This is a genomic window from Pseudomonas sp. 22515 (genome assembly GCF_052044625.1).
GTDB classification, from domain to species: Bacteria; Pseudomonadota; Gammaproteobacteria; order Pseudomonadales; family Pseudomonadaceae; genus Aquipseudomonas; species Aquipseudomonas alloputida.
Genome location: NZ_JBQENN010000002.1, coordinates 188,697 through 208,927, shown reverse-complemented (window position 1 = coordinate 208,927; position 20,231 = coordinate 188,697). Strand labels below are relative to the sequence as shown.

The following is a 20,231-nucleotide window of genomic DNA, read 5'->3' as shown; positions in this document are numbered from 1 at the left end:
TATGGCCAAGTCTTTGTTGATCATCAGCCGTCAGGCACCGTGGAATGGCCCCTCTGCCCGCGAGGCGCTGGACATCGCCCTGGCCGGCGGCGCGTTCGACCTGCCGTTGGGCATGCTGTTCCTCGACGATGGTGTGTTCCAGCTCGCGCCGGACCAGCAACCCGCCGCCGTGCAACAGAAGAACCTGGCCGCCAACCTGCAGGCGCTGCCGATGTTCGGTGTCGAAGAACTGTTCGCCTGCAACCACAGCCTGGCCCGCCGTGGCCTGGCAGCCGAGACCCTGGCGCTGCCGGTGCAAGTGCTCGATGACGCAGCGCTGACCGCGCTGATAGCCCGTTTCGACCAGGTGATAACGCTCTGATGAAGACCCTGCATGTAATTGCCCATTCCCCGTTTGGCGACGAGCGCCTGGCCAGTTGCCTGCGCCTGCTCGGTGCCGAAGATGCCCTGCTGCTGTGCGGCGATGCCGTGTATGCCCTGCGCAGCGGCAGCGAGCCGCATGGCCATCTGCAAGCCGCCGGCCTGGCCCAGCGCCTGTTCGCCCTGGACGAGGATGTACAGGCCCGCGCGGTCGGCAACGACCTGGCAAAGGCCGTGGACTACGCCGGGTTCGTCGAACTGTCGCTGCAATACGACAAGGTCAACAGCTGGCTATGAATACGCTCACCGTTGGCGATCAGGTGATCGCCCTGGACAAGGATGGCTTCCTGGTCGACCTGCAAGATTGGTCCCACGACGCCGCCGAGGCGTTGGCCAAGCGCGAGGGTATCCCGTTGACGGCGGACCACTGGGAAATCCTCGAACTGCTCCGTCAGTTCTACCAGGAATACCAGCTGTCTCCGGCCACCCGCCCGCTGATCAAGTACACAGCCCTCAAGCTGGGCCCTGAAAAGGGCAACAGCCCGCACCTTAACCGCCTGTTCAACGGCACCCCCGCCAAACTTGCCGCCAAGCTGGCGGGCCTGCCCAAGCCGACCAACTGCATATGACTGAACCTCGTCCGCTCACTCTGGAAACCCCCGCCGAACACCCGTTCGCCGAATTCGTGCGCATTCTCGGCAAAGGCAAGCGCGGCGCGCGTGGCCTGACCCGCGAGGAGGCCCGTGCAGCCATGACCCTGCTGCTGGAAGGCAAGGTCGAAGACACCCAGCTCGGTGCCTTTCTCATGCTGCTGCGGCACAAGGAAGAAAGCGCCGAAGAGCTGGCCGGCTTCACCGAGGCCTTGCGCGCCCACCTGCAGGCGCCGCGCATCGCCGTTGACCTGGACTGGCCCACGTACGCCGGCAAGAAGCGTCACCTGCCCTGGTACCTGCTGGCCGCCAAGTGCCTGGCCAACAATGGCGTGCGCATTCTGATGCACGGCGGCGGCGCACACACTGCCGGGCGTATGTATACAGAACAACTGCTCGACCTGCTGCAGATTCCGCTGTGCCGCGACTGGGCCGCCGTCGGCAACGCGCTGGACCAGCACCAGCTGGCATTCTTCCCGCTGCACGACTGGGCGCCGCAGCTGCAACGCATGATCGACCTGCGCAACACCCTGGGCCTGCGCTCGCCCATCCACTCGCTGGCGCGAGTGCTCAACCCGCTGGGCGCTCGCTGTGGATTGCAGAGCATCTTTCACCCCGGTTACCAGGCCGTGCACCGCGAAGCCAGCCGCTTGCTGGGCGACCATGCCGTGGTGATCAAGGGTGATGGCGGCGAAATCGAGGTCAATCCCGATGTCATCAGCCATCTCTACGGCACCACGGCGGGTGAGGCGTGGGATGAAGAGTGGCCAGCGCTGAGCGAACGTCGCCATGTCAAGCCGCCCAGCCTGCAGGCAGAACACTTGCTGGCGTTCTGGCGTGGCGAAGTGGAAGACAGTTATGGCGAGAAGGCCCTGATTGCGACCATGGCGCTGGCCCTGCGTGGCTTGGGACAGCACCGCGAGCAGGCGTTCGTCACAGCGCAAGGCTACTGGGACACTCGAAATAGATCGATTTAGCCGATAATAGAACCGCGATCTTTGCGTTATTTCTTCGAACGATTTGGCCTAGACTGGGCTCCAACGACAAACAACTTTGTTTCAGGAGCTCACAATGGGCCTATTGATCGACGGCCGCTGGCACGACCAGTGGTATGAAAACGGCAAGGACGGCACGTTCAAGCGGGAGAATGCCCAGCGCCGCAATCAGTTGCCCGCCCCCGAGGCCGGCCGCTACCACCTGTACGTGTCGCTGGCCTGCCCATGGGCCCACCGCACCCTGATCTTTCGCGCGCTGAAAGGCCTGGAGCCGTTGATCGACGTGTCGGTGGTCAGCTGGCTGATGCAGGACCATGGCTGGACCTTCGATCAGCAGCAAGGCTCCAGCGGGGACCACCTAGACGCCCTGCAGTACCTGCACCAGCGCTACACCCAGGATGACCCGCACTACACAGGACGCGTGACGGTGCCTGTACTGTGGGACAAGAAAGAGAAGCGCATCGTCAACAATGAGTCGGCAGAAATCATCCGCATTTTCAACAGCGCATTCAACGAGCTGACCGGCAATACCCTGGACCTTTACCCCGCATCGCTGCGCCCGACCATCGAAGCACTGAACGCACGTATCTACCCCGCGGTGAACAACGGCGTGTACCGCGCAGGCTTTGCTACCACGCAAGACGCTTATGAGGCTGCCTTCGACGACGTGTTCAACGAGCTGGATTACCTGGAAGCCTTGCTAGGCCGCAATCGCTACCTGGCGGGTGAGTACCTGACCGAGGCTGATGTACGCCTGTTCACTACACTGGTGCGCTTCGATGCGGTGTACCACGGGCACTTCAAGTGCAACCTGCGCCGCCTGAGCGACTACCACAACCTGTCGAACTGGCTGCGTGAGCTGTACCAGTGGCCTGGGGTGGCGGGCACGGTGAACATGGAGCATATCCAGAAGCACTATTACATGAGCCACAAGACCATCAACCCGAACGGGATTGTGCCTAAAGGGCCTTTGCAGGACTTTGGCTTGCCGCATGATCGAGAGCGGTTGGTGGGCAAAGGGATTTGGCAGGCTTGAGAAAGCCGGGGCTGCTTTGCAGCCCATCGCGACACAAGGCCCACACACAAGGACCTTGCAATGCCTGGGGCATGTGCGATGGGCCACAAAGCGGCCCCCACGATTTCAGCTGTTCTGCGAACCTTCGAACCAGGCCAGCTTGTCACGCAACTGCACCACCTCCCCCACAATCACCAGGGTCGGCGCATGCACCTCGTGCTGGGCCACCAGGTCTGGCAAGTCCGCCAAGGTGCCGGTGAACACGCGCTGATTACGCGTGGTCCCCTGCTGCACCAACGCCGCCGGGGTACTCGCGGCACGCCCGTGGCGAATCAGCTCGGCACAGATGGTCGGCAAGCCCACCAACCCCATGTAGAACACCAAGGTCTGCGCCGGCGCCACCAGGTCAGTCCACGGCAGGTTGCTTGTGCCGTCCTTGAGGTGCCCGGTAACGAAGCGCACCGACTGGGCATAGTCGCGGTGAGTCAGCGGAATGCCGCCATACGCCGAGCAGCCGCTGGCCGCGGTAATGCCCGGCACCACCTGGAACGGAATGCCATGCTCGGCCAGCTCTTCGATCTCTTCGCCGCCCCGGCCGAAGATGAACGGGTCGCCACCCTTCAGGCGCAGCACCCGCTTGCCCTGCCAAGCCAGATCGACCAACAGGCGGTTGATCTGGTCCTGCGGCACTGAATGATCAGCGCGGCGCTTGCCTACATAGATGCGCTCGGCATCACGACGACACATATCGATGATGGCGGGTGCGACCAGGCGGTCGTACAGCACCACGTCGGCCTGCTGCATCAGGCGCAAGGCACGGAAGGTCAGCAAGTCCGGATCACCCGGGCCGGCACCAACCAAGTACACCTCACCGCCCTGCTGCACCGGTGCGCCGTCCACCATCGCCTGCAACAGACGTTCGGCTTCAGCACCCTGCCCGGCCAGCTGACGCTCGGCGATCGGCCCCTGGAACACGGTTTCCCAGAAGCCACGACGCTGGTTGACGTCCGGGTACAGGGATTTGACCTTGTGCCGGAAGCGTGCCGCCAGCCCGGCCAGTTCACCATAGGCCGAAGGGATCCAAGCCTCGAGCTTGGCGCGAATCAGGCGCGCCAGTACCGGGGCGTCACCGCCGCTGGAAACCGCAATTACCAGCGGCGAGCGGTCTACGATCGCCGGGAAGATCACCGTACACAGGGCTGGCGCATCCACCACATTGACCGGGACGCTAAGGGCCTGCGCATCAGCCGACACCTGGGCATTCAGCCCAGGGTCGTCGGTGGCCGCGATCACCAGCCGGCAACCGACCAGGTCGGCTGCCTGATAGCCACGCACCAGCACCTCACCGCCACCTTCCCGGGCCAACGCGGCCAACTGGCCGTCGACGTCCGGCGCCACCACGCGCAGCACGCCGCCGGCATCGGCCAGCAGGCGCGCCTTGCGCAAGGCGATCTCACCGCCACCGACGACCAGCACGCGGCCGCCCTGCAGCTTGTGGAACAGCGGCAGGTAATCCATTTAGCGGATGACCTCGACGCCGCCCATGTAAGGCTTCAGCACTTCCGGCACCAGGATCGAACCGTCGGCCTGCTGGTAGTTCTCCAGCACAGCCACCAGGGTACGGCCTACGGCCAGACCGGAGCCGTTGAGCGTGTGTACCAGCTCTGGCTTGCCGGTTTCCGGGTTACGCCAGCGAGCCTGCATGCGGCGCGCCTGGAAGTCACCACAGTTGGAGCACGAGCTGATTTCGCGGTACTTGTCCTGGCTTGGCACCCACACTTCCAGGTCGTAGGTTTTCACCGCACCAAAGCCCATGTCGCCAGTGCACAGGGCCAGCACGCGGTATGGCAACTCAAGCAACTGCAGCACGCGCTCGGCGTTGGCGGTCAGGCCTTCCAGGGCTTCCATCGACTTGGACGGCTCTACCACCTGCACCATCTCGACTTTGTCGAACTGGTGCTGGCGGATCATGCCGCGGGTGTCACGGCCAGAAGCGCCGGCTTCGCTGCGGAAGCAAGGGGTGTGGGCAACCAGTTTGAGCGGCAGCTGCTTGGCGTCGAGAATTTCACCCGCCACCAGGTTGGTCAGCGACACTTCGGCGGTCGGGATCAGGTAGAAGTCAGCCTCGCCTTCGCGGGTGATCTTGAACAGGTCTTCCTCAAACTTCGGCAACTGGCCAGTGCCCTGCAGCGCGGGCGCCTGCACCATGTACGGGGTGTAGTGTTCCTCGTAGCCATGTTCGCCGGTGTGCAGGTTGATCATGAACTGCGCCAGGGCGCGGTGCAGACGGGCAACCGGACCACGCAGCACAGCAAAACGGGCACCGGACAGCTTGGCAGCCGCTTCGAAGTCCAGGCCACCGCTGATTTCACCGAGGGCCACATGGTCCTTGATTTCGAAGTCGAACGCCTTCGGCGTGCCCCAACGGCGCACTTCGACGTTGTCGTCTTCACTGGCGCCGACCGGCACGCTGGCGTCCGGCAGGTTGGGGATGGTCAGCAGGATGCCATCCAGCTCGGCCTGAATGGCGTCCAGCTCAGCCTTGCCGGCGGCCAGTTCGTTGGCCATGCGCTCGACGTCCGCCATCAGCGGGGCGATGTCTTCACCCTTGGCCTTGGCCTGGCCGATGGACTTGGAACGGGCGTTACGCTCAGCCTGCAGCTGTTCGGTGCGGGTCTGCACCGCCTTGCGGCGCTCTTCCAGTGATTCGATGCGCGCGACATCCAGGCTGAAGCCACGGGAGGCCAGGCGATCCGCCACTTCCTGAAGTTGGCCGCGTAACAGTTTGGAATCGAGCATATCGTTCTCTCGTTATGTGTAGGTGTTGGTTCAGAATCGGGTCAGGGACAGGCCAGCCCAGGTTGCGAGCAGCCCGCCCACTACGCTGATACTGGTATAGCCCAAGGCAAGGGGCACTTGCCCGCTTTCCATCAGGCGCACGGTATCGAGCGAGAAGGAGGAAAAGGTCGTCAGGCCCCCGAGGAAGCCGACAATCAGGCCGGCGCGCAGTTCGACCGGCGCCAGCGGCTTGTGCAAGAACAAGCCATAGAGCAAGCCGATCAGCAGGCAGCCAACCAGGTTGACCGCCAGCGTACCGGCATAGAAGTGCCGTGGCCAGTGGGCCGCTACCCAGTTGGTGGTAGCAAAGCGCAACAAGGTGCCGGCAATACCACCCGCGCTGACCGCGGCGATGAGTGCAATCACGGTTTTCTCCGCTGGCGGGGGCTGTTGCGGTCGAGGTCGGCCAGATGGCGCAGCTTCTCGCCAATTTTCAGTTCCAGGCCACGGGGCACCGGCTGATAGTACTGGCGCGGTTCCAGCTCGTCGGGGAAGTAATCCTCACCGGCGGCGTAGGCGTCAGGTTCATCGTGGGCATAGCGGTACTCGTCGCCATAGCCCAACTGCTTCATCAGCTTGGTCGGGGCATTGCGCAGGTGCAACGGCACCTCCAGCGAACCATGCTCGGCCGCTTCGCGCAGGGCGGTCTTGAACCCCACGTACACCGCGTTGCTCTTGGGTGCACAGGCCAGGTAGGTGATGGCCTGTGCCACCGCCAACTCGCCCTCGGGGCTGCCAAGGCGCTCCTGCACATCCCAGGCTGCCAGGCACAGGCTAAGCGCACGCGGGTCGGCGTTGCCGATGTCTTCGCTGGCCATGCGCACCACGCGGCGGGCGATGTACAACGGATCGCAGCCGCCGTCGAGCATACGTGCAAACCAGTACAGGGCGCCATCGGGGTTGGAGCCGCGCACCGACTTGTGCAGCGCGGATATCTGGTCGTAAAACGCCTCGCCGCCCTTGTCGAAGCGGCGGCGACTGTCACCCAGCAGGCTCTGTAGCATCTCGACGTCGATCTCGCTGCCGTCTTCAGCCAGGTCCGAGGCGTTCTCAAGGAAGTTGAGCATGCGCCGGCCATCGCCGTCGGCGGCGGCCATCAGCATCTTGAAGGCGTCGTCGCCCACCCGCAGGTTGCGCTTGCCCAGGCCACGCGCTTCCGTCAGCGCACGGTTGACCAGCTTGCGCAGGGCCGCTTCGTCCAGGCTCTTGAGCACATACACCCGCGCCCGCGACAGCAGCGCGTTGTTCAGCTCGAACGACGGGTTTTCGGTGGTGGCACCGATGAACAGCAGGGTGCCGTCCTCGACATAGGGCAAAAACGCGTCCTGCTGCGACTTGTTGAAACGGTGCACCTCGTCAACGAACAGGATGGTGCGACGGCCATATTGGCCAGCCTGCTGTTTGGCCACCTCCACCGCCTGGCGAATCTCTTTCACCCCGGCCAGCACCGCCGACACCGTTTCGAAGTGCGCATCGCAGAACTGCGCCAGCAACCGCGCCAGCGTGGTCTTGCCGACCCCGGGCGGCCCCCAGAAGATCATCGAGTGCAGCGCACCTTGTTCCAGCGCTTCGCGCAGCGGTTTACCGCGCGCCAGCAGGTGCTCCTGGCCGACGTACTCATCCAGGCTGGACGGGCGCAGACGGGCGGCCAGGGGCTGGGCGACAGGTTCGCTTCGAAACAGGTCCATGGCGAGCTCTGGTTACTCCTTGATCACGTCCGCGCCTTTGGGGATGTCGAACTTGAACTTGCTGTCCGGCACCGCCTGGTTGGCCTTGACGCCATTGAACAGGATGTTGGTGCGCTGGCCGACGCTGTCGATCAGCTGCATGTCATTGATCAGGCCTTTGCGGAACGACACGCGCAGCGAGTCGAACAACGTGTCCTTGGTCTTTGGCTTGAGGGTGAAGTCCATCACCTCACCCTGCTCCTTCGAGGCGATGTCGAAGCTCTGGCTGATCTTCGACACATCCCCTGACAGCAGCAGCGCCGGGGTCTGGTTCAGGCGCACGTCGAGCTTCTTGATGGTGACCTGCTCCAGGTCCGGGTCCCACAGGGTGACGTTCTTGCCGTCCGACACCACCACCTGCTCCTGCGGTGCATCGGTGTGCCAGTAGAACAGGCCAGGGCGCTTGACCGTCATCTTGCCCGAGGTTTCCTGCAGGCTGGTGCCATCGGCGCCCAGGGTCAGCTGGGAGAAGTTGGCCTCGATGGTCTGCGACTTTTCCAGTAACTGGGTCAGGCGTTGTACGTCTTGCTCACCGGCATAAGCAGTAACCGAGCCCAGGGTAAGGGCAGAAACCAACAGCATGCGAATCGCGCGCATGGGAATCCTCATTGAGCGTTGAAAAGGCCGGGCGCCACCGTTGGCACCCGGCAGGGTGTTCATCAGTCGCGCGGGCCGCCCGGGGCTATCACTTCCCGCGAGCCGTTGCTGTTCATCGGGGTGACAACGCCGGCCATCTCCATCGACTCGATCATGCGCGCGGCACGGTTGTAGCCGATCTTCAGCTTGCGTTGCACGGCAGAAATGGAGGCGCGACGGCTCTCAAGCACGAATTGCACCGCCTCATCATACAGGGCGTCGGTTTCGGCATCGTCACCCTCGCCACCGCCGCCGCCGCCATCAAAGCCGCTACCGGCTTCTTCGACGCCGTTGAGGATGTCGTCGTTGTAGTCCGGGGCGCCACGCAGCTTCCACGCCTCGACCGTGCGGTGCACTTCGTCGTCGGACACGAATGCGCCGTGCACCCGGATCGGCAGGCTGGTGCCCGGCGGCATGTACAGCATGTCGCCATGGCCCAGCAGCTGTTCGGCACCGCCCTGGTCGATGATGGTACGCGAGTCGATCTTGCTCGACACCTGGAACGCCATACGGGTCGGAATGTTGGCCTTGATCAGGCCGGTGATCACGTCCACCGACGGGCGCTGGGTGGCGAGGATCAGGTGAATACCGGCCGCCCGTGCCTTCTGCGCGATACGGGCGATCAGCTCTTCGACCTTCTTGCCGACGATCATCATCATGTCGGCGAATTCGTCCACCACCACCACGATGGTCGGCAAGGTTTTCAGCGCAGGTGGCTCATCGTCCATGCTCTCACGGCGATACAGCGGGTCATGGATGATTTCGCCCGCTTCCTGGGCGTCCTTGATCTTGCGGTTGAAACCGGCCAGGTTACGCACGCCCATGGCCGCCATCAGTTTGTAGCGCCGCTCCATCTCCGCCACGCTCCAGCGCAGGGCGTTGGCGGCGTCCTTCATGTCGGTGACCACCGGGCACAGTAAGTGCGGGATGCCTTCGTAGATCGACAGTTCAAGCATTTTCGGGTCGATCATGATCAGCCGCGCGTCTTCCGGGCTGGACTTGAACAGGATCGACAAAATCATCGCGTTCACACCCACCGACTTACCGGAGCCGGTAGTACCGGCCACCAACAGGTGTGGCATCTTGGCCAGGTCAGTGATCACCGGCTTGCCGCCGATGTCGTGGCCCAGCGCCAGCGTGACAGGCGATTTCTGCTCGTCGTACTGCGGCGTGGCCAGCACTTCGGAGAAGCGCACCATCTGGCGGTTTTCGTTGGGTATCTCGATACCTACCGTGGTCTTGCCAGGGATGACCTCAACCACTCGCACACTGGTCACGGCCAGCGAACGCGCCAGGTCCTTGGCCAGGTTGGCGATGCGGCTGACCTTCACGCCGGCGGCCGGCTGGATTTCATAACGGGTAATCACCGGGCCGGGGTGGATGGAATCCACCGCCACTTCCACACCGAACTCCTTGAGCTTGATTTCCAGCAACTGACCGACGCCGGCCAGGGATTCTGGCGAATACTCGATCTTTTTCTGTTCGGCCGGGTCGAGGATGGAAATCGAGGGCAAGGTGCCTTCCACGGCGCTGTCGACAAACAGCGGCGCCTGCTTTTCCTTCATCGCCCGCTTGCTCGGCTCCGGCGCCTTGGCGGCTGAAGGCGGCACAATGGTGGGCGCTGCGTGCTGCTGACGGGGCACCACGGTTTCACGCGGCGCCAATGCCTCAGGCGCCGTTTCACGTGGCGGCACAATCGGTTCGCGTGCAAGGGTTGGCTCACGTGGCTCGACCGGCTGAGCGGGTGGCTCTTCACGCTTGAGGATGCGCTCGCGCAGTGACGGTTTGGCCGGCTCGCGCTTCTCGGCAGCCATCGGCGCGGCCTTGAACACCGGTTCATCCTCGCGCAGCTGTGCCTCGAGGCGCTTGCGCTCGTTGCGCGCTTCCCACCAGCGGGTGGCAGCCCCCTGCACCAGTTCGAACAGGTCGAGGGTGATCTTGCCGGTCAGGTCCATCACCTTGAACCACGACAGGTCGGTGAAGACGGTCAGGCCGAACAGGAACAGGGCAATGAACATCAGCGTGCTGCCCTGCACGTTCAGCAGGTTGCGCGCCAGGTCGCCCAGGCTTTCGCCCAGTGCACCACCGGCGGAGAACGGCAGGCTGGCGGGCGGGTGGAAGTGGATATGCGCCAGCGCTGCCCCCGACAGCACCAGGAACACCAGGCCAATCAGCCGCCAGGAGAACAGCCAGCCGCTCCAATCCCACGGCTGGTGGCGTTCGCGGAAAATCTGCCAGGTCTTGACCGCCAGCAGCAGCGGGAAAATATAGGCGAAGTAACCCAGCACCATGAACAGGATGTCGGCGAAGTAGGCACCGGCACGCCCGGCCGCATTCTGCACCTGGTCGACGTTGCTGGTGTGGCTGAAGCCCGGGTCCGACGTATCGTAGGTCAGCAGCGCCATCCACAGGTACAGGCACAGCGCGCCGACAGCGATCAACGCACCTTCCTTGAGGCGATAATGCAGCTGCTGCCGCCACAGTGGCACAGGCAATGGAGCTGGAGTTGCGGTGGATTTCTTCAAAACGCGTCTATTCCTGCGCGTGGTGCGCGTCCAATAGTGATCGGCCGCTGCGCGACCAACGAACCACTACTTTTAACATTACTGCCCGCCAGCCGCCATGGCGGCACGCCGTATGGGGGTTTGGCCGGGGGCGAATTCATATAGCTGCAATTTGAGCATGCATTTTCTTTTGTGACAAAGGCTTATGCTGTGTTTTTGCACAGGTGTGACAGCAAATGTAGCGGATGGTGCCTGCGGTTGGATGAATGTGTAGGAAATTGCCCTGAATTGCCGCAAAACGGCCTCACCTCCCTGTAGGGGGTAGCTTGTGCAGGTTACCGCGCAGGCTTTGAGGCACCCAAAGAGATTGACCCCGCTTTTGACCCAAGCCATGCTGCCCTCTCCCCTCCCCCACCGCACGATAGACCATGCTCACCTGGCTGACCCGCGACTCGCTGACCTTCCCGCCCCTGGAAAAGGCGCTGCACGACCCCAACGGCCTACTGGCCGCCGGCGGTGACCTGAGCCCCGAGCGCCTGGTGCAGGCGTATCGCCATGGCTGCTTCCCGTGGTACCAGGACGGCCAACCGATCCTGTGGTGGTCACCCGACCCGCGCACGGTGTTGTTGCCTGACCAACTACATGTGTCACGCTCGCTGGCCAAGCTGATGCGCCAAGGCCGCTACCAGGTCAGCTTCGACACCGACTTCCCGGCCGTGATCGCCGCCTGCGCCGCGCCTCGCGACTACGCTGACGGCACCTGGATCACCGACACCATGCGCAACGCCTACTGCGAGCTGCACCGCCGTGGCATCGCCCATTCGGTCGAAGTTCGCCAGGACGGCGAACTGGTCGGGGGCCTGTACGGCCTCGCCATGGGCCAGCTGTTCTTTGGCGAATCGATGTTCAGCCGCGCCGACAACGCCTCCAAGGTCGGCTTCGTGACCTTGGTCAACCACCTGAGAGACGCCGGCTTCGTGCTTATCGACTGCCAGATGCCGACCAACCACCTGCACAGCCTGGGCGCCCACGCCATCAGCCGTGCCGAGTTCGCCAGCTACCTGGCACGCCACCTTGACCAACCCAACAGTGCTTCATGGGTTGCCTAGGCGAGTTCCCGTAGCTGGCTTACACTTAAAACAAAGTCTCACCGAAGGGGTTGATCATGACAGAGTTGGCGCGGTTGAAGTTCTATGCCACTCAGCCCCACTCCTGCAGCTACCTGCCGGAGGAGCAGGCGACCACGCTGTTCCTCGACCCCAGCCAGCCGATGGACGTGCACGTGTACGCCGATTTGTCGGAAATGGGCTTTCGCCGCAGTGGCGACCACCTGTACCGCCCACACTGCCAGAACTGCAACGCCTGCGTGCCGGCGCGCATCCCGGCGGCGCGTTTCATCCCCAACCGCCAGCAGCGTCGCATACTCAAACGTAACGCCGACCTGACCGTAACCGCAGCGCGTCCGGCGTTCAAGGAAGAGTACTTCGAGCTGTACCGGCGCTATATCGAAACGCGCCACGCCGATGGCGACATGTACCCGCCCAGCCGCGATCAGTTTTCCACCTTCCTGGTACGCGACCTGCCGTTCTGCTGGTTCTACGAATTTCGCCTGGAAGGCCGGTTGATGGCGGTGGCAGTGTGCGACCTGCTGCCCAATGGCCTGTCAGCGGTATACACCTTCTACGAGCCGGACGAGGAGCGCCGCAGCCTTGGCCGTTTCGCCATTCTCTGGCAGATCACCGAAGCGCTGCGCCAGAACCTGGAGGCGGTTTACCTAGGCTACTGGATCAAGAACTGCAAGAAGATGAACTACAAGACGCAGTACCGACCAATCGAGCTGCTGATAAACCAGCGCTGGGTCACCCTCAACTGAAAGCATTGGCTTGACACGCAGTTTTCCGGCATAATCCACGCCACTTTTTTGCCCGGTGCGGATATGCGTCGGGCTAACACTGGATCCGAGGGCTCAACTGCATGTCGAAAGAAGACAGCTTCGAAATGGAAGGTACTGTCGTCGACACCCTGCCCAACACCATGTTCCGCGTGGAGTTGGAAAACGGGCACGTCGTAACCGCGCACATCTCCGGAAAGATGCGCAAGAACTACATCCGTATTCTCACTGGCGACAAGGTCCGCGTCGAACTGACGCCGTACGACCTGAGCAAGGGCCGCATCACCTACCGTGCGCGCTAAACTCAAGCCATGAAAAAGCCCGGCCAGGTGCCGGGCTTTTTTGTGCCTTTTGAAACTGCAGGGGCTGCAAGGCAGCCCCTGCACATCACGCGACCTCAGCGGTGGTTTCGAAGTCGAACACCAGTTCGCCATCGCGCAGGTCGACATGCACCACGCCACCATGCTCGGCCAGCTCGCCAAACAGGATCTCCTCGGCCAGCGGCCGCTTGATCTTGTCCTGGATCAGCCGCGCCATTGGCCGCGCACCCATCTGCACGTCATAGCCCGAAACCGCCAGCCAACCGCGCGCTTCATCGCTGACTTCCAGCAGCACACGCTTGTCTTCCAGTTGCGCCTGCAATTCGATAAGGAACTTGTCGACGATGCTTTTGATCGTCTCCGTGCTCAGGCGGCCAAACTGGATGATGGTATCCAGACGGTTGCGGAACTCTGGCGTGAAGCTCTTGCGGATCACTTCCATGGCATCGGACGCGTGGTCCTGATGAGTGAAGCCGATCGACGCCCGCGCCGCGGTTTCTGCACCGGCGTTGGTGGTCATGATCAGGATCACGTTACGGAAGTCGGCCTTGCGCCCGTTGTTGTCGGTCAAGGTACCGTGGTCCATCACCTGCAGCAGCAGATTGAAGACTTCCGGGTGGGCCTTCTCGATTTCATCGAGCAACAATACGCAGTGCGGCTGCTTGGTGATCGCCTCGGTCAACAAGCCACCCTGGTCAAAACCAACATAACCCGGCGGCGCACCAATCAAACGCGACACGGTGTGACGCTCCATGTACTCAGACATGTCGAAACGCACCAACTCCACACCCAGCGCCTTGGCCAGTTGCCGCGCCGCTTCGGTCTTGCCGACGCCGGTAGGGCCGGCGAACAGGAACGAACCCACCGGCTTGTCTGGCGACTTGAGGCCTGCACGGGACAGCTTGATCGCGGTGGCCAGCGAGTCGATTGCCTGGTCTTGGCCAAACACGGTCAGTTTCAGGTCGCGCTCAAGGTTACGCAGCAGCTCCTTGTCGGAACTGGTGACGTGCTTCGGCGGAATTCGCGCAATCTTTGCGACGATGTCCTCCACTTGCGGCACATCGATGCGCTTGACGCGATTGGCCTCTGGCTGCAGGCGCTGGTAGGCCCCAGCCTCGTCGATCACATCAATGGCCTTGTCAGGCATGTGCCGGTCGTTGATGTAGCGCGAAGCCAGTTCGGCGGCGGCGCGCAAGGCTTCGTCGCTGTACTCGATGTTGTGGTGGCTTTCGAAACGCCCTTTCAGGCCGCGCAGAATGCCCACGGTGTCTTCGACCGATGGCTCGCTGACATCCACCTTCTGGAAGCGACGCGCCAGGGCACGGTCCTTCTCGAAGATGCCGCGAAACTCCTGGAACGTGGTCGAACCGATGCAGCGGATTTCACCCGACGACAGCAGCGGCTTGAGCAGGTTGGAGGCATCCATCACCCCGCCCGACGCCGCACCAGCACCGATGATCGTGTGAATTTCGTCGATGAACAGGATGGCCTGCGGACGCTTGCGCAGCTCACCGAGCAGCGCCTTGAAGCGCTTCTCGAAGTCACCACGGTATTTGGTACCGGCCAGCAAGGCGCCCAGATCGAGGGAGTACACCACGCTCTGCGCCAGCAGGTCAGGCACCTGACCATCGACGATGCGCTTGGCCAGGCCTTCGGCGATGGCCGTCTTGCCCACGCCAGCCTCACCCACCAGCAGCGGGTTGTTCTTGCGCCGACGGGCCAGGATTTGCGCCACGCGTTCCACTTCCTGCTCGCGACCGACCAGCGGGTCGATACGGCCGGCACGGGCCAGCTCGTTCAGGTTGCTGGCGTAGGCGTCCAGCGGGTTGCTCGAAGAGGAGGTTTCGCCGCCCTCTTCGTCCTGCATGTCCTGGTCGCTTTCAGATTGCGCACCATGCCCTGGCACCTTGGAGATGCCATGGGCGATGTAGTTGACCACGTCGATACGGGCCACGCTCTGCTGCTTGAGCAGGAACACGGCCTGGCTTTCCTGTTCGCTGAAGATCGCCACCAGCACGTTGGCGCCGGTCACTTCGCGCTTGCCAGAGCTTTGCACGTGGAACACGGCACGCTGCAGCACGCGCTGGAAGCCCAGGGTTGGCTGGGTTTCACGGTCTTCGTCGTTGACAGGGATCAACGGCGTGGTGGAGTCGATGAACTCTTGCAGGTCATGCTTGAGCTTGTCGAGATTGGCGCCACAGGCGCGCAGAACGGTCGCGGCAGCCTCATTGTCAAGGAGTGCCAGCAGCAGATGCTCGACGGTCATGAACTCATGACGCTTCGAACGGGCCTCCTTGAAGGCAAGATTGAGGGTGACTTCGAGCTCGCGGTTTAACATAGCTTCACCTCATACCCAAGTGGTCGGCGATTAACCGTCCTTCTCGATTTCACAGAGTAGCGGATGCTGGCTTTCCCTGGCGTATTGGTTGACCTGCATGGCCTTTGTTTCGGCGATGTCACGGGTAAACAATCCGCACACTGCCCGCCCCTCGGTATGGACAGTCAGCATGATCTTGGTCGCCAGCTCGCGGTTCAGACTGAAGAACGTCTCGAGCACTTCGACGACGAAATCCATTGGTGTGTAGTCATCGTTGAACAAAACCACCTTGTACATCGGTGGCGCCTGCAGGATCGGCTTGGCTTCCTGAACTGCAAGACCTGAGCCGTCGTCCTCATTCGATTGCGGGCGATCCTGATTGAATGTTAGTCGAATCTCACTAGGTGCATGCATGGAAAGAATTTCATCATGAGCGTCAGGTTAAGGTTGCGGGTTGACTGCACAGGCCACCGCCAGCGCAGGCGCCGCGTGACCTTGACTATCGGCAAAACGGTGTTACAACCAATAAGAACCCACCGTGGTCGATAAAGATCCGCGCAGTCAACCAGATTTTTCGCAAGGTTCGTATGCGGATGAAGTGGATGATACTCCAGTGATGGAGTCCTTTGCAGAGGGACATAGGGATGGCAAGCGGTAAAGTCAAGTGGTTCAACAATGCCAAGGGCTATGGATTCATCAATGAGGAAGGTAAATCCGATGACCTGTTCGCCCATTATTCCGCCATCCGAATGGACGGATACAAGACCCTGAAGGCTGGCCAGGCCGTGGTATTCGACATCGTCCAGGGCCCCAAAGGCTTGCACGCCGTTGAAATCAAAGATGCTGCGGCCGCCGCGGCAGAGGCTGCCAGACCCGTGGGTGAGCCGCAAAGCGAAACTGCAAAAGCCTGACTGCCTGCGCTGTGCCGATAGACGAAAAAACCGGCCGCCTCTTTACAGGAGACGGCCGGTTTTCTGTTGCCTTACATGTGTTTGATCATTTCATCGCCAAAGCCTGAGCTGCTTACCAGCTTGGCGCCTTCCATCAACCGCTCGAAATCGTAGGTCACGGTCTTGGCCGCAATGGCGCCATTGGTGCCCTTGATGATCAGGTCGGCGGCCTCGGTCCAACCCATGTGGCGCAGCATCATCTCTGCCGAGAGGATCACCGAGCCCGGGTTGACCTTGTCCTGCCCGGCATACTTGGGCGCCGTGCCGTGAGTGGCCTCGAACATGGCCACGGTGTCGGACAGGTTGGCGCCCGGGGCAATGCCGATACCGCCCACTTCCGCCGCCAGGGCATCGGACAGGTAGTCACCATTGAGGTTGAGGGTGGCGATCACATCGTACTCGGCAGGGCGCAGCAGGATCTGCTGCAGCATGGCGTCGGCGATGGCGTCCTTGACGATGACCTCGCGACCGGTCTTGGGGTTCTTGAACTTCATCCAAGGGCCGCCATCGAGCAGCTCAGCGCCGAACTCGTCACGCGCCACCTCGTACCCCCAGTCCTTGAAGGCACCCTCGGTGAATTTCATGATGTTGCCCTTGTGCACCAGGGTCAGTGATTCGCGGTCGTTATCCACCACATATTGCAGGGCCTTGCGCACCAGACGCTTGGTACCTTCCTTCGACACCGGTTTGACGCCGATACCGCAATCCTGGTCGAAGCGGATCTTGGTGACCCCCATTTCCTCCTTGAGAAACTTGATCACCTTGTTCGCCTCGGGCGAGCCGGCCTTCCACTCGATGCCGGCATAGATGTCTTCGGAGTTCTCGCGGAAGATCACCATGTCGACGTCGCCCGGCTTTTTCACCGGGCTCGGTACACCCTGGAACCACAGCACCGGCCGCAGGCATACATACAGGTCCAGTTGCTGGCGCAGGGCCACGTTGAGTGAGCGGATGCCGCCACCGACGGGGGTGGTCAGCGGGCCCTTGATCGACACCACGTAATCACGCACGGCATCGAGGGTTTCCTGCGGCAGCCAGGTATCCTGGTCATACACCTGGGTGGCTTTCTCGCCAGCGTATACCTCCATCCAGGCGATCTTGCGCTTGCCGCCGTAGGCCTTCTCCACGGCGGCATCGACCACCTTGATCATTACCGGCGAAACATCGACGCCGATCCCGTCGCCTTCAATGTAAGGAATGATCGGATGATCAGGCACGTTGAGCGAATGATCTGCATTGACGGTGATCTTGCTGCCGTCGGTCGGAACCTTGATTTTCTGGTATCCCATGCTTGCACTACTCCGCTGTCGGGTGTGGTTTGGACATTGTGCGATCCACTGAGCCTAAACCACATCTGCCGACCTGCAAGGCATGCGACAACCCGCCGCATTGCCGCTTAGTCTTTGGTCTTATAAATGGGCCGATATCACTTGGCCTTGCTGATTAGCCCGAATGGTTTGGTATACTCCGCCGCGACCGAAGGGTCATCGGGGCGAATCCCAGGAAAATGCGGACCGCCCTAGGCCATGAATGGCCATAAAGCCTGGGTTGTTACCGCAGCTCAGCACTTGACGCTCGACTGATGCATCCACCATCACCGCTCGCAGCCTCTCGACTTTCCGCTCATGGCGCTGCCAGGGCGATGCGCCTACCCTGCGCACCACGAGACTCGAGCACGCTCAGCACACAGAGAGTTAACCCGCATGCCCACCCGTTCCAAGATCATCTATACCTTCACCGACGAAGCCCCCGCCCTCGCCACTTACTCGCTGCTGCCGATCATCGAAGCGTTCACCGCTTCGGCTGACATCGCTGTCGAAACTCGCGACATCTCCCTGGCTGGCCGTATCCTTGCCGCCTTCCCGGAGCAACTGGGCGCAGAGAAGCAAGTAGGCGATCACCTGGCGGAACTGGGCCAGCTGGCTACCACCCCTGAAGCCAACATCATCAAGCTGCCGAACATCAGCGCCTCGGTACCGCAGCTCAAAGCCGCGATCAAGGAACTGCAAGGCAAGGGCTTCAACATCCCTGACTACGCCGACGAGCCGGCCACCGCGGAAGAAAAAGAATCCCGTGCCCGCTACGACCGCATCAAGGGTTCCGCCGTGAACCCGGTGCTGCGCGAAGGCAACTCCGACCGCCGCGCGCCGCTGTCGGTCAAGAACTACGCCCGCAAGCACCCACACAAGATGGGTGCCTGGGCCGCCGACTCCAAGTCGCACGTTGCCCACATGACTCAAGGCGACTTCTACGGCAGCGAAAAGGCCGCGCTGATCGAAGCTGACGACAGCCTGCGCATCGAGCTGGTCGGCAAAGACGGCAGCACCACCGTGCTGAAAGAAAAAACCGCCGTCAAAGCCGCTGAAGTCATCGACTGCGCCACCATGAGCCGCAAGGCCCTGAAAGCCTTCATCGCCGAGCAGATCGCCGATGCCAAGGCCGCTGGCGTGCTGCTGTCGGTGCACCTGAAAGCCACCATGATGAAGGTCTCCGACCCGATCATGTTCGGCGTCATCGTCGAAGAATTCTACAACGACGTGCTGACCAAGCACGCCGCTGCCCTGGCCGAAGTAGGCTTCAACGCCAACAACGGTATCGGCGACCTGTACGCCCGCATCAAGGACCTGCCAGCCGACAAGCAGGCCGAGATCGAAGCCGATATCCAGGCCCTGTACGCCGAGCGCCCGGCCCTGGCCATGGTCAACTCCGACAAAGGCATCACCAACCTGCACGTGCCGAGCGACGTGATCGTCGACGCCTCGATGCCGGCCATGATCCGTGACTCGGGCAAGATGTGGAACACCGCAGGCGAACTGCAAGACGCCAAGGCCGTGATCCCGGACCGCTGCTACGCCGGCATCTACCAGGCCACCATCGAAGACTGCAAGGTCAACGGTGCCTTCGACCCGACCACCATGGGCAGCGTGCCGAACGTTGGCCTGATGGCGCAAAAAGCCGAAGAGTATGGCTCCCACGACAAGACCTTCCAGGTCAAGGCTGACGGCGTGGTTCGTGTAGTCGATGGCAAGGGCAACGTGGTGCTGGAGCAGAACGTCGAAGCCGGTGACATCTTCCGTATGTGCCAGACCAAAGACGCGCCGATCCAGGACTGGGTCAAGCTGGCCGTCAACCGTGCCCGCCTGAGCAACACCCCGGCGGTGTTCTGGCTGGACCCGGCTCGCGCCCACGACGGCGTCATGATCGAGAAGGTGCAGAAGTACCTGAAAGATCACGACACCACCGGCCTGGACATCCGCATCCTGGCACCGGTCGACGCCATCAAGTTCTCCCTGGCCCGCATCCGCGAAGGCAAGGACACCATCTCGGTGACCGGCAACGTGCTGCGTGACTACCTGACCGACCTGTTCCCGATCATGGAGCTGGGCACCAGCGCCAAGATGCTGTCGATCGTACCGCTGATGAGCGGCGGTGGCCTGTTCGAAACCGGCGCCGGCGGTTCGGCTCCGAAGCACGTGCAACAGCTGGTTGAAGAGAACTTCCTGCGTTGGGATTCGCTGGGTGAATTCCTGGCCCTGGCCGCTTCCCTGGAGCACCTGGGCAACACCTACGACAACCCGCGCGCCAAGGTTCTGGCCAACACCCTGGACCAGGCTACCGGCAAGTTCCTCGACACCAACAAGTCGCCGTCGCGCAAAGTCGGCGGTATCGACAACCGCGGCAGCCACTTCTACCTGACCCTGTACTGGGCCGAAGCCCTGGCTGCTCAGACGGACGACGCTGCCCTGCAGGCACGCTTCGCACCACTGGCAAAAACCCTGGCCGAGAACGAAGCGACCATCGTCGCCGAGCTCAACGCCGTTCAGGGCAAGCCAGCCGACATCGGCGGCTACTACGCCCCGGATGCCGAGTTGACCGCCAAGGTGATGCGCCCAAGCCAGACCCTGAACAGCGCCATCGCTGCCCTGTAAGGTTCGCTTGAAGTAACAGCACAAACCCCGGCCACGCACCGGGGTTTGTGCTTTCTGGGAAAATGGGGCCGCTCTGCGGCCCTTCGCGGGCAAGCCCGC

19 protein-coding genes are annotated in these 20,231 nt (G+C 62.2%); 10 read left to right on the top strand and 9 right to left on the bottom strand.

What is annotated here, in order from left to right:
- The first annotated feature begins 1 nt into the window (after position 1).
- The 5 genes from tusC (at position 2) to ACTJJN_RS03485 (ending at position 3,041) form a co-directional block, all read left to right on the top strand.
- Positions 2–361 carry a sulfurtransferase complex subunit TusC gene (tusC, locus tag ACTJJN_RS03505; RefSeq protein ID WP_010954803.1) on the top strand — a complete coding sequence of 120 codons (360 nt, stop codon included), beginning with the start codon at positions 2–4 and terminating at the stop codon, positions 359–361.
- Entirely contained in the window at positions 361–657 is a 297-nt protein-coding gene (gene tusB / locus ACTJJN_RS03500) for a sulfurtransferase complex subunit TusB (protein ID WP_003251193.1), read from the top strand. Before tusC ends, tusB begins: the two co-directional genes overlap by 1 nt.
- Positions 654–989: a TusE/DsrC/DsvC family sulfur relay protein gene (locus ACTJJN_RS03495; RefSeq protein WP_010954804.1), complete on the top strand. Its 336-nt coding sequence runs from the start codon at positions 654–656 to the stop codon at positions 987–989. The genes tusB and ACTJJN_RS03495 overlap by 4 nt, the downstream gene beginning before the upstream one ends.
- On the top strand, positions 986–1,987 hold the full coding sequence (locus ACTJJN_RS03490; protein WP_010954805.1) for a glycosyl transferase family protein: 1,002 nt from the start codon (positions 986–988) through the stop codon (positions 1,985–1,987). The genes ACTJJN_RS03495 and ACTJJN_RS03490 overlap by 4 nt, the downstream gene beginning before the upstream one ends.
- A gap of 94 nt (positions 1,988–2,081) precedes the next feature.
- Positions 2,082–3,041, top strand: coding sequence for a glutathione S-transferase family protein (locus tag ACTJJN_RS03485; protein WP_004576098.1), 960 nt, complete (start codon positions 2,082–2,084; stop codon positions 3,039–3,041).
- A 105-nt stretch (positions 3,042–3,146) separates the two neighbouring features.
- Here ACTJJN_RS03485 and cysG read toward each other — a convergent pair whose 3' ends face one another.
- From cysG to ACTJJN_RS03455, 6 genes are all read right to left on the bottom strand, one after another.
- The gene (gene cysG, locus ACTJJN_RS03480) at positions 3,147–4,538 is read right to left on the bottom strand and encodes a siroheme synthase CysG (RefSeq protein ID WP_440780957.1); all 1,392 of its coding nucleotides are present in this window, start codon (positions 4,536–4,538) and stop codon (positions 3,147–3,149) included.
- The gene (serS, locus tag ACTJJN_RS03475; protein ID WP_010954808.1) at positions 4,539–5,819 is read right to left on the bottom strand and encodes a serine--tRNA ligase; all 1,281 of its coding nucleotides are present in this window, start codon (positions 5,817–5,819) and stop codon (positions 4,539–4,541) included. It lies immediately after the preceding gene.
- Between the two features lie 30 nt (positions 5,820–5,849).
- Positions 5,850–6,224 (bottom strand): fluoride efflux transporter CrcB, encoded by a 375-nt coding sequence (gene crcB, locus ACTJJN_RS03470; RefSeq protein WP_003251205.1) that lies wholly within the window; start codon positions 6,222–6,224, stop codon positions 5,850–5,852.
- Entirely contained in the window at positions 6,221–7,546 is a 1,326-nt protein-coding gene (locus tag ACTJJN_RS03465; RefSeq protein WP_003251207.1) for a replication-associated recombination protein A, read from the bottom strand. The genes crcB and ACTJJN_RS03465 overlap by 4 nt, the downstream gene beginning before the upstream one ends.
- Before the next feature lie 12 nt (positions 7,547–7,558).
- Complete coding sequence (lolA, locus tag ACTJJN_RS03460; RefSeq protein WP_017148218.1) at positions 7,559–8,182, bottom strand: outer membrane lipoprotein chaperone LolA; 624 nt, start codon at positions 8,180–8,182, stop codon at positions 7,559–7,561.
- A 62-nt stretch (positions 8,183–8,244) separates the two neighbouring features.
- A complete protein-coding gene (locus ACTJJN_RS03455; protein ID WP_014859313.1) occupies positions 8,245–10,746 on the bottom strand; it encodes a DNA translocase FtsK in 2,502 nt (833 codons plus the stop codon).
- A 407-nt stretch (positions 10,747–11,153) separates the two neighbouring features.
- Between ACTJJN_RS03455 and aat the strand changes: the two genes are divergently transcribed.
- From aat to infA, 3 genes are all read left to right on the top strand, one after another.
- Positions 11,154–11,834, top strand: coding sequence for a leucyl/phenylalanyl-tRNA--protein transferase (aat, locus tag ACTJJN_RS03450; protein ID WP_003251213.1), 681 nt, complete (start codon positions 11,154–11,156; stop codon positions 11,832–11,834).
- Positions 11,835–11,890: 56 nt separating this feature from the next.
- The gene (locus ACTJJN_RS03445) at positions 11,891–12,598 is read left to right on the top strand and encodes an arginyltransferase (protein WP_003251215.1); all 708 of its coding nucleotides are present in this window, start codon (positions 11,891–11,893) and stop codon (positions 12,596–12,598) included.
- Positions 12,599–12,699: 101 nt separating this feature from the next.
- On the top strand, positions 12,700–12,918 hold the full coding sequence (infA, locus tag ACTJJN_RS03440) for a translation initiation factor IF-1 (protein WP_002553999.1): 219 nt from the start codon (positions 12,700–12,702) through the stop codon (positions 12,916–12,918).
- Positions 12,919–13,003: 85 nt separating this feature from the next.
- On the opposite strand, the gene clpA is transcribed toward infA, so the two are convergent.
- Both clpA and clpS read right to left on the bottom strand, forming a co-directional pair.
- Positions 13,004–15,274 (bottom strand): ATP-dependent Clp protease ATP-binding subunit ClpA, encoded by a 2,271-nt coding sequence (clpA, locus tag ACTJJN_RS03435; RefSeq protein WP_012051826.1) that lies wholly within the window; start codon positions 15,272–15,274, stop codon positions 13,004–13,006.
- A gap of 30 nt (positions 15,275–15,304) precedes the next feature.
- Positions 15,305–15,667: an ATP-dependent Clp protease adapter ClpS gene (gene clpS, locus ACTJJN_RS03430; RefSeq protein ID WP_003251220.1), complete on the bottom strand. Its 363-nt coding sequence runs from the start codon at positions 15,665–15,667 to the stop codon at positions 15,305–15,307.
- 230 nt (positions 15,668–15,897) lie between these two features.
- On the opposite strand from clpS, the gene cspD reads away from it, so the two are divergent.
- Positions 15,898–16,164: a cold shock domain-containing protein CspD gene (cspD, locus tag ACTJJN_RS03425; RefSeq protein WP_012051825.1), complete on the top strand. Its 267-nt coding sequence runs from the start codon at positions 15,898–15,900 to the stop codon at positions 16,162–16,164.
- Positions 16,165–16,235: 71 nt separating this feature from the next.
- Here the strand turns inward: cspD and icd are convergent, their stop codons facing one another.
- A complete protein-coding gene (gene icd, locus ACTJJN_RS03420) occupies positions 16,236–17,492 on the bottom strand; it encodes an NADP-dependent isocitrate dehydrogenase (RefSeq protein WP_014755963.1) in 1,257 nt (418 codons plus the stop codon).
- Between the two features lie 414 nt (positions 17,493–17,906).
- Here icd and ACTJJN_RS03415 point away from each other — a divergent pair, with 414 nt between their 5' ends.
- Positions 17,907–20,132: an NADP-dependent isocitrate dehydrogenase gene (locus tag ACTJJN_RS03415; protein WP_143493791.1), complete on the top strand. Its 2,226-nt coding sequence runs from the start codon at positions 17,907–17,909 to the stop codon at positions 20,130–20,132.
- Positions 20,133–20,231: the final 99 nt, after the last annotated feature.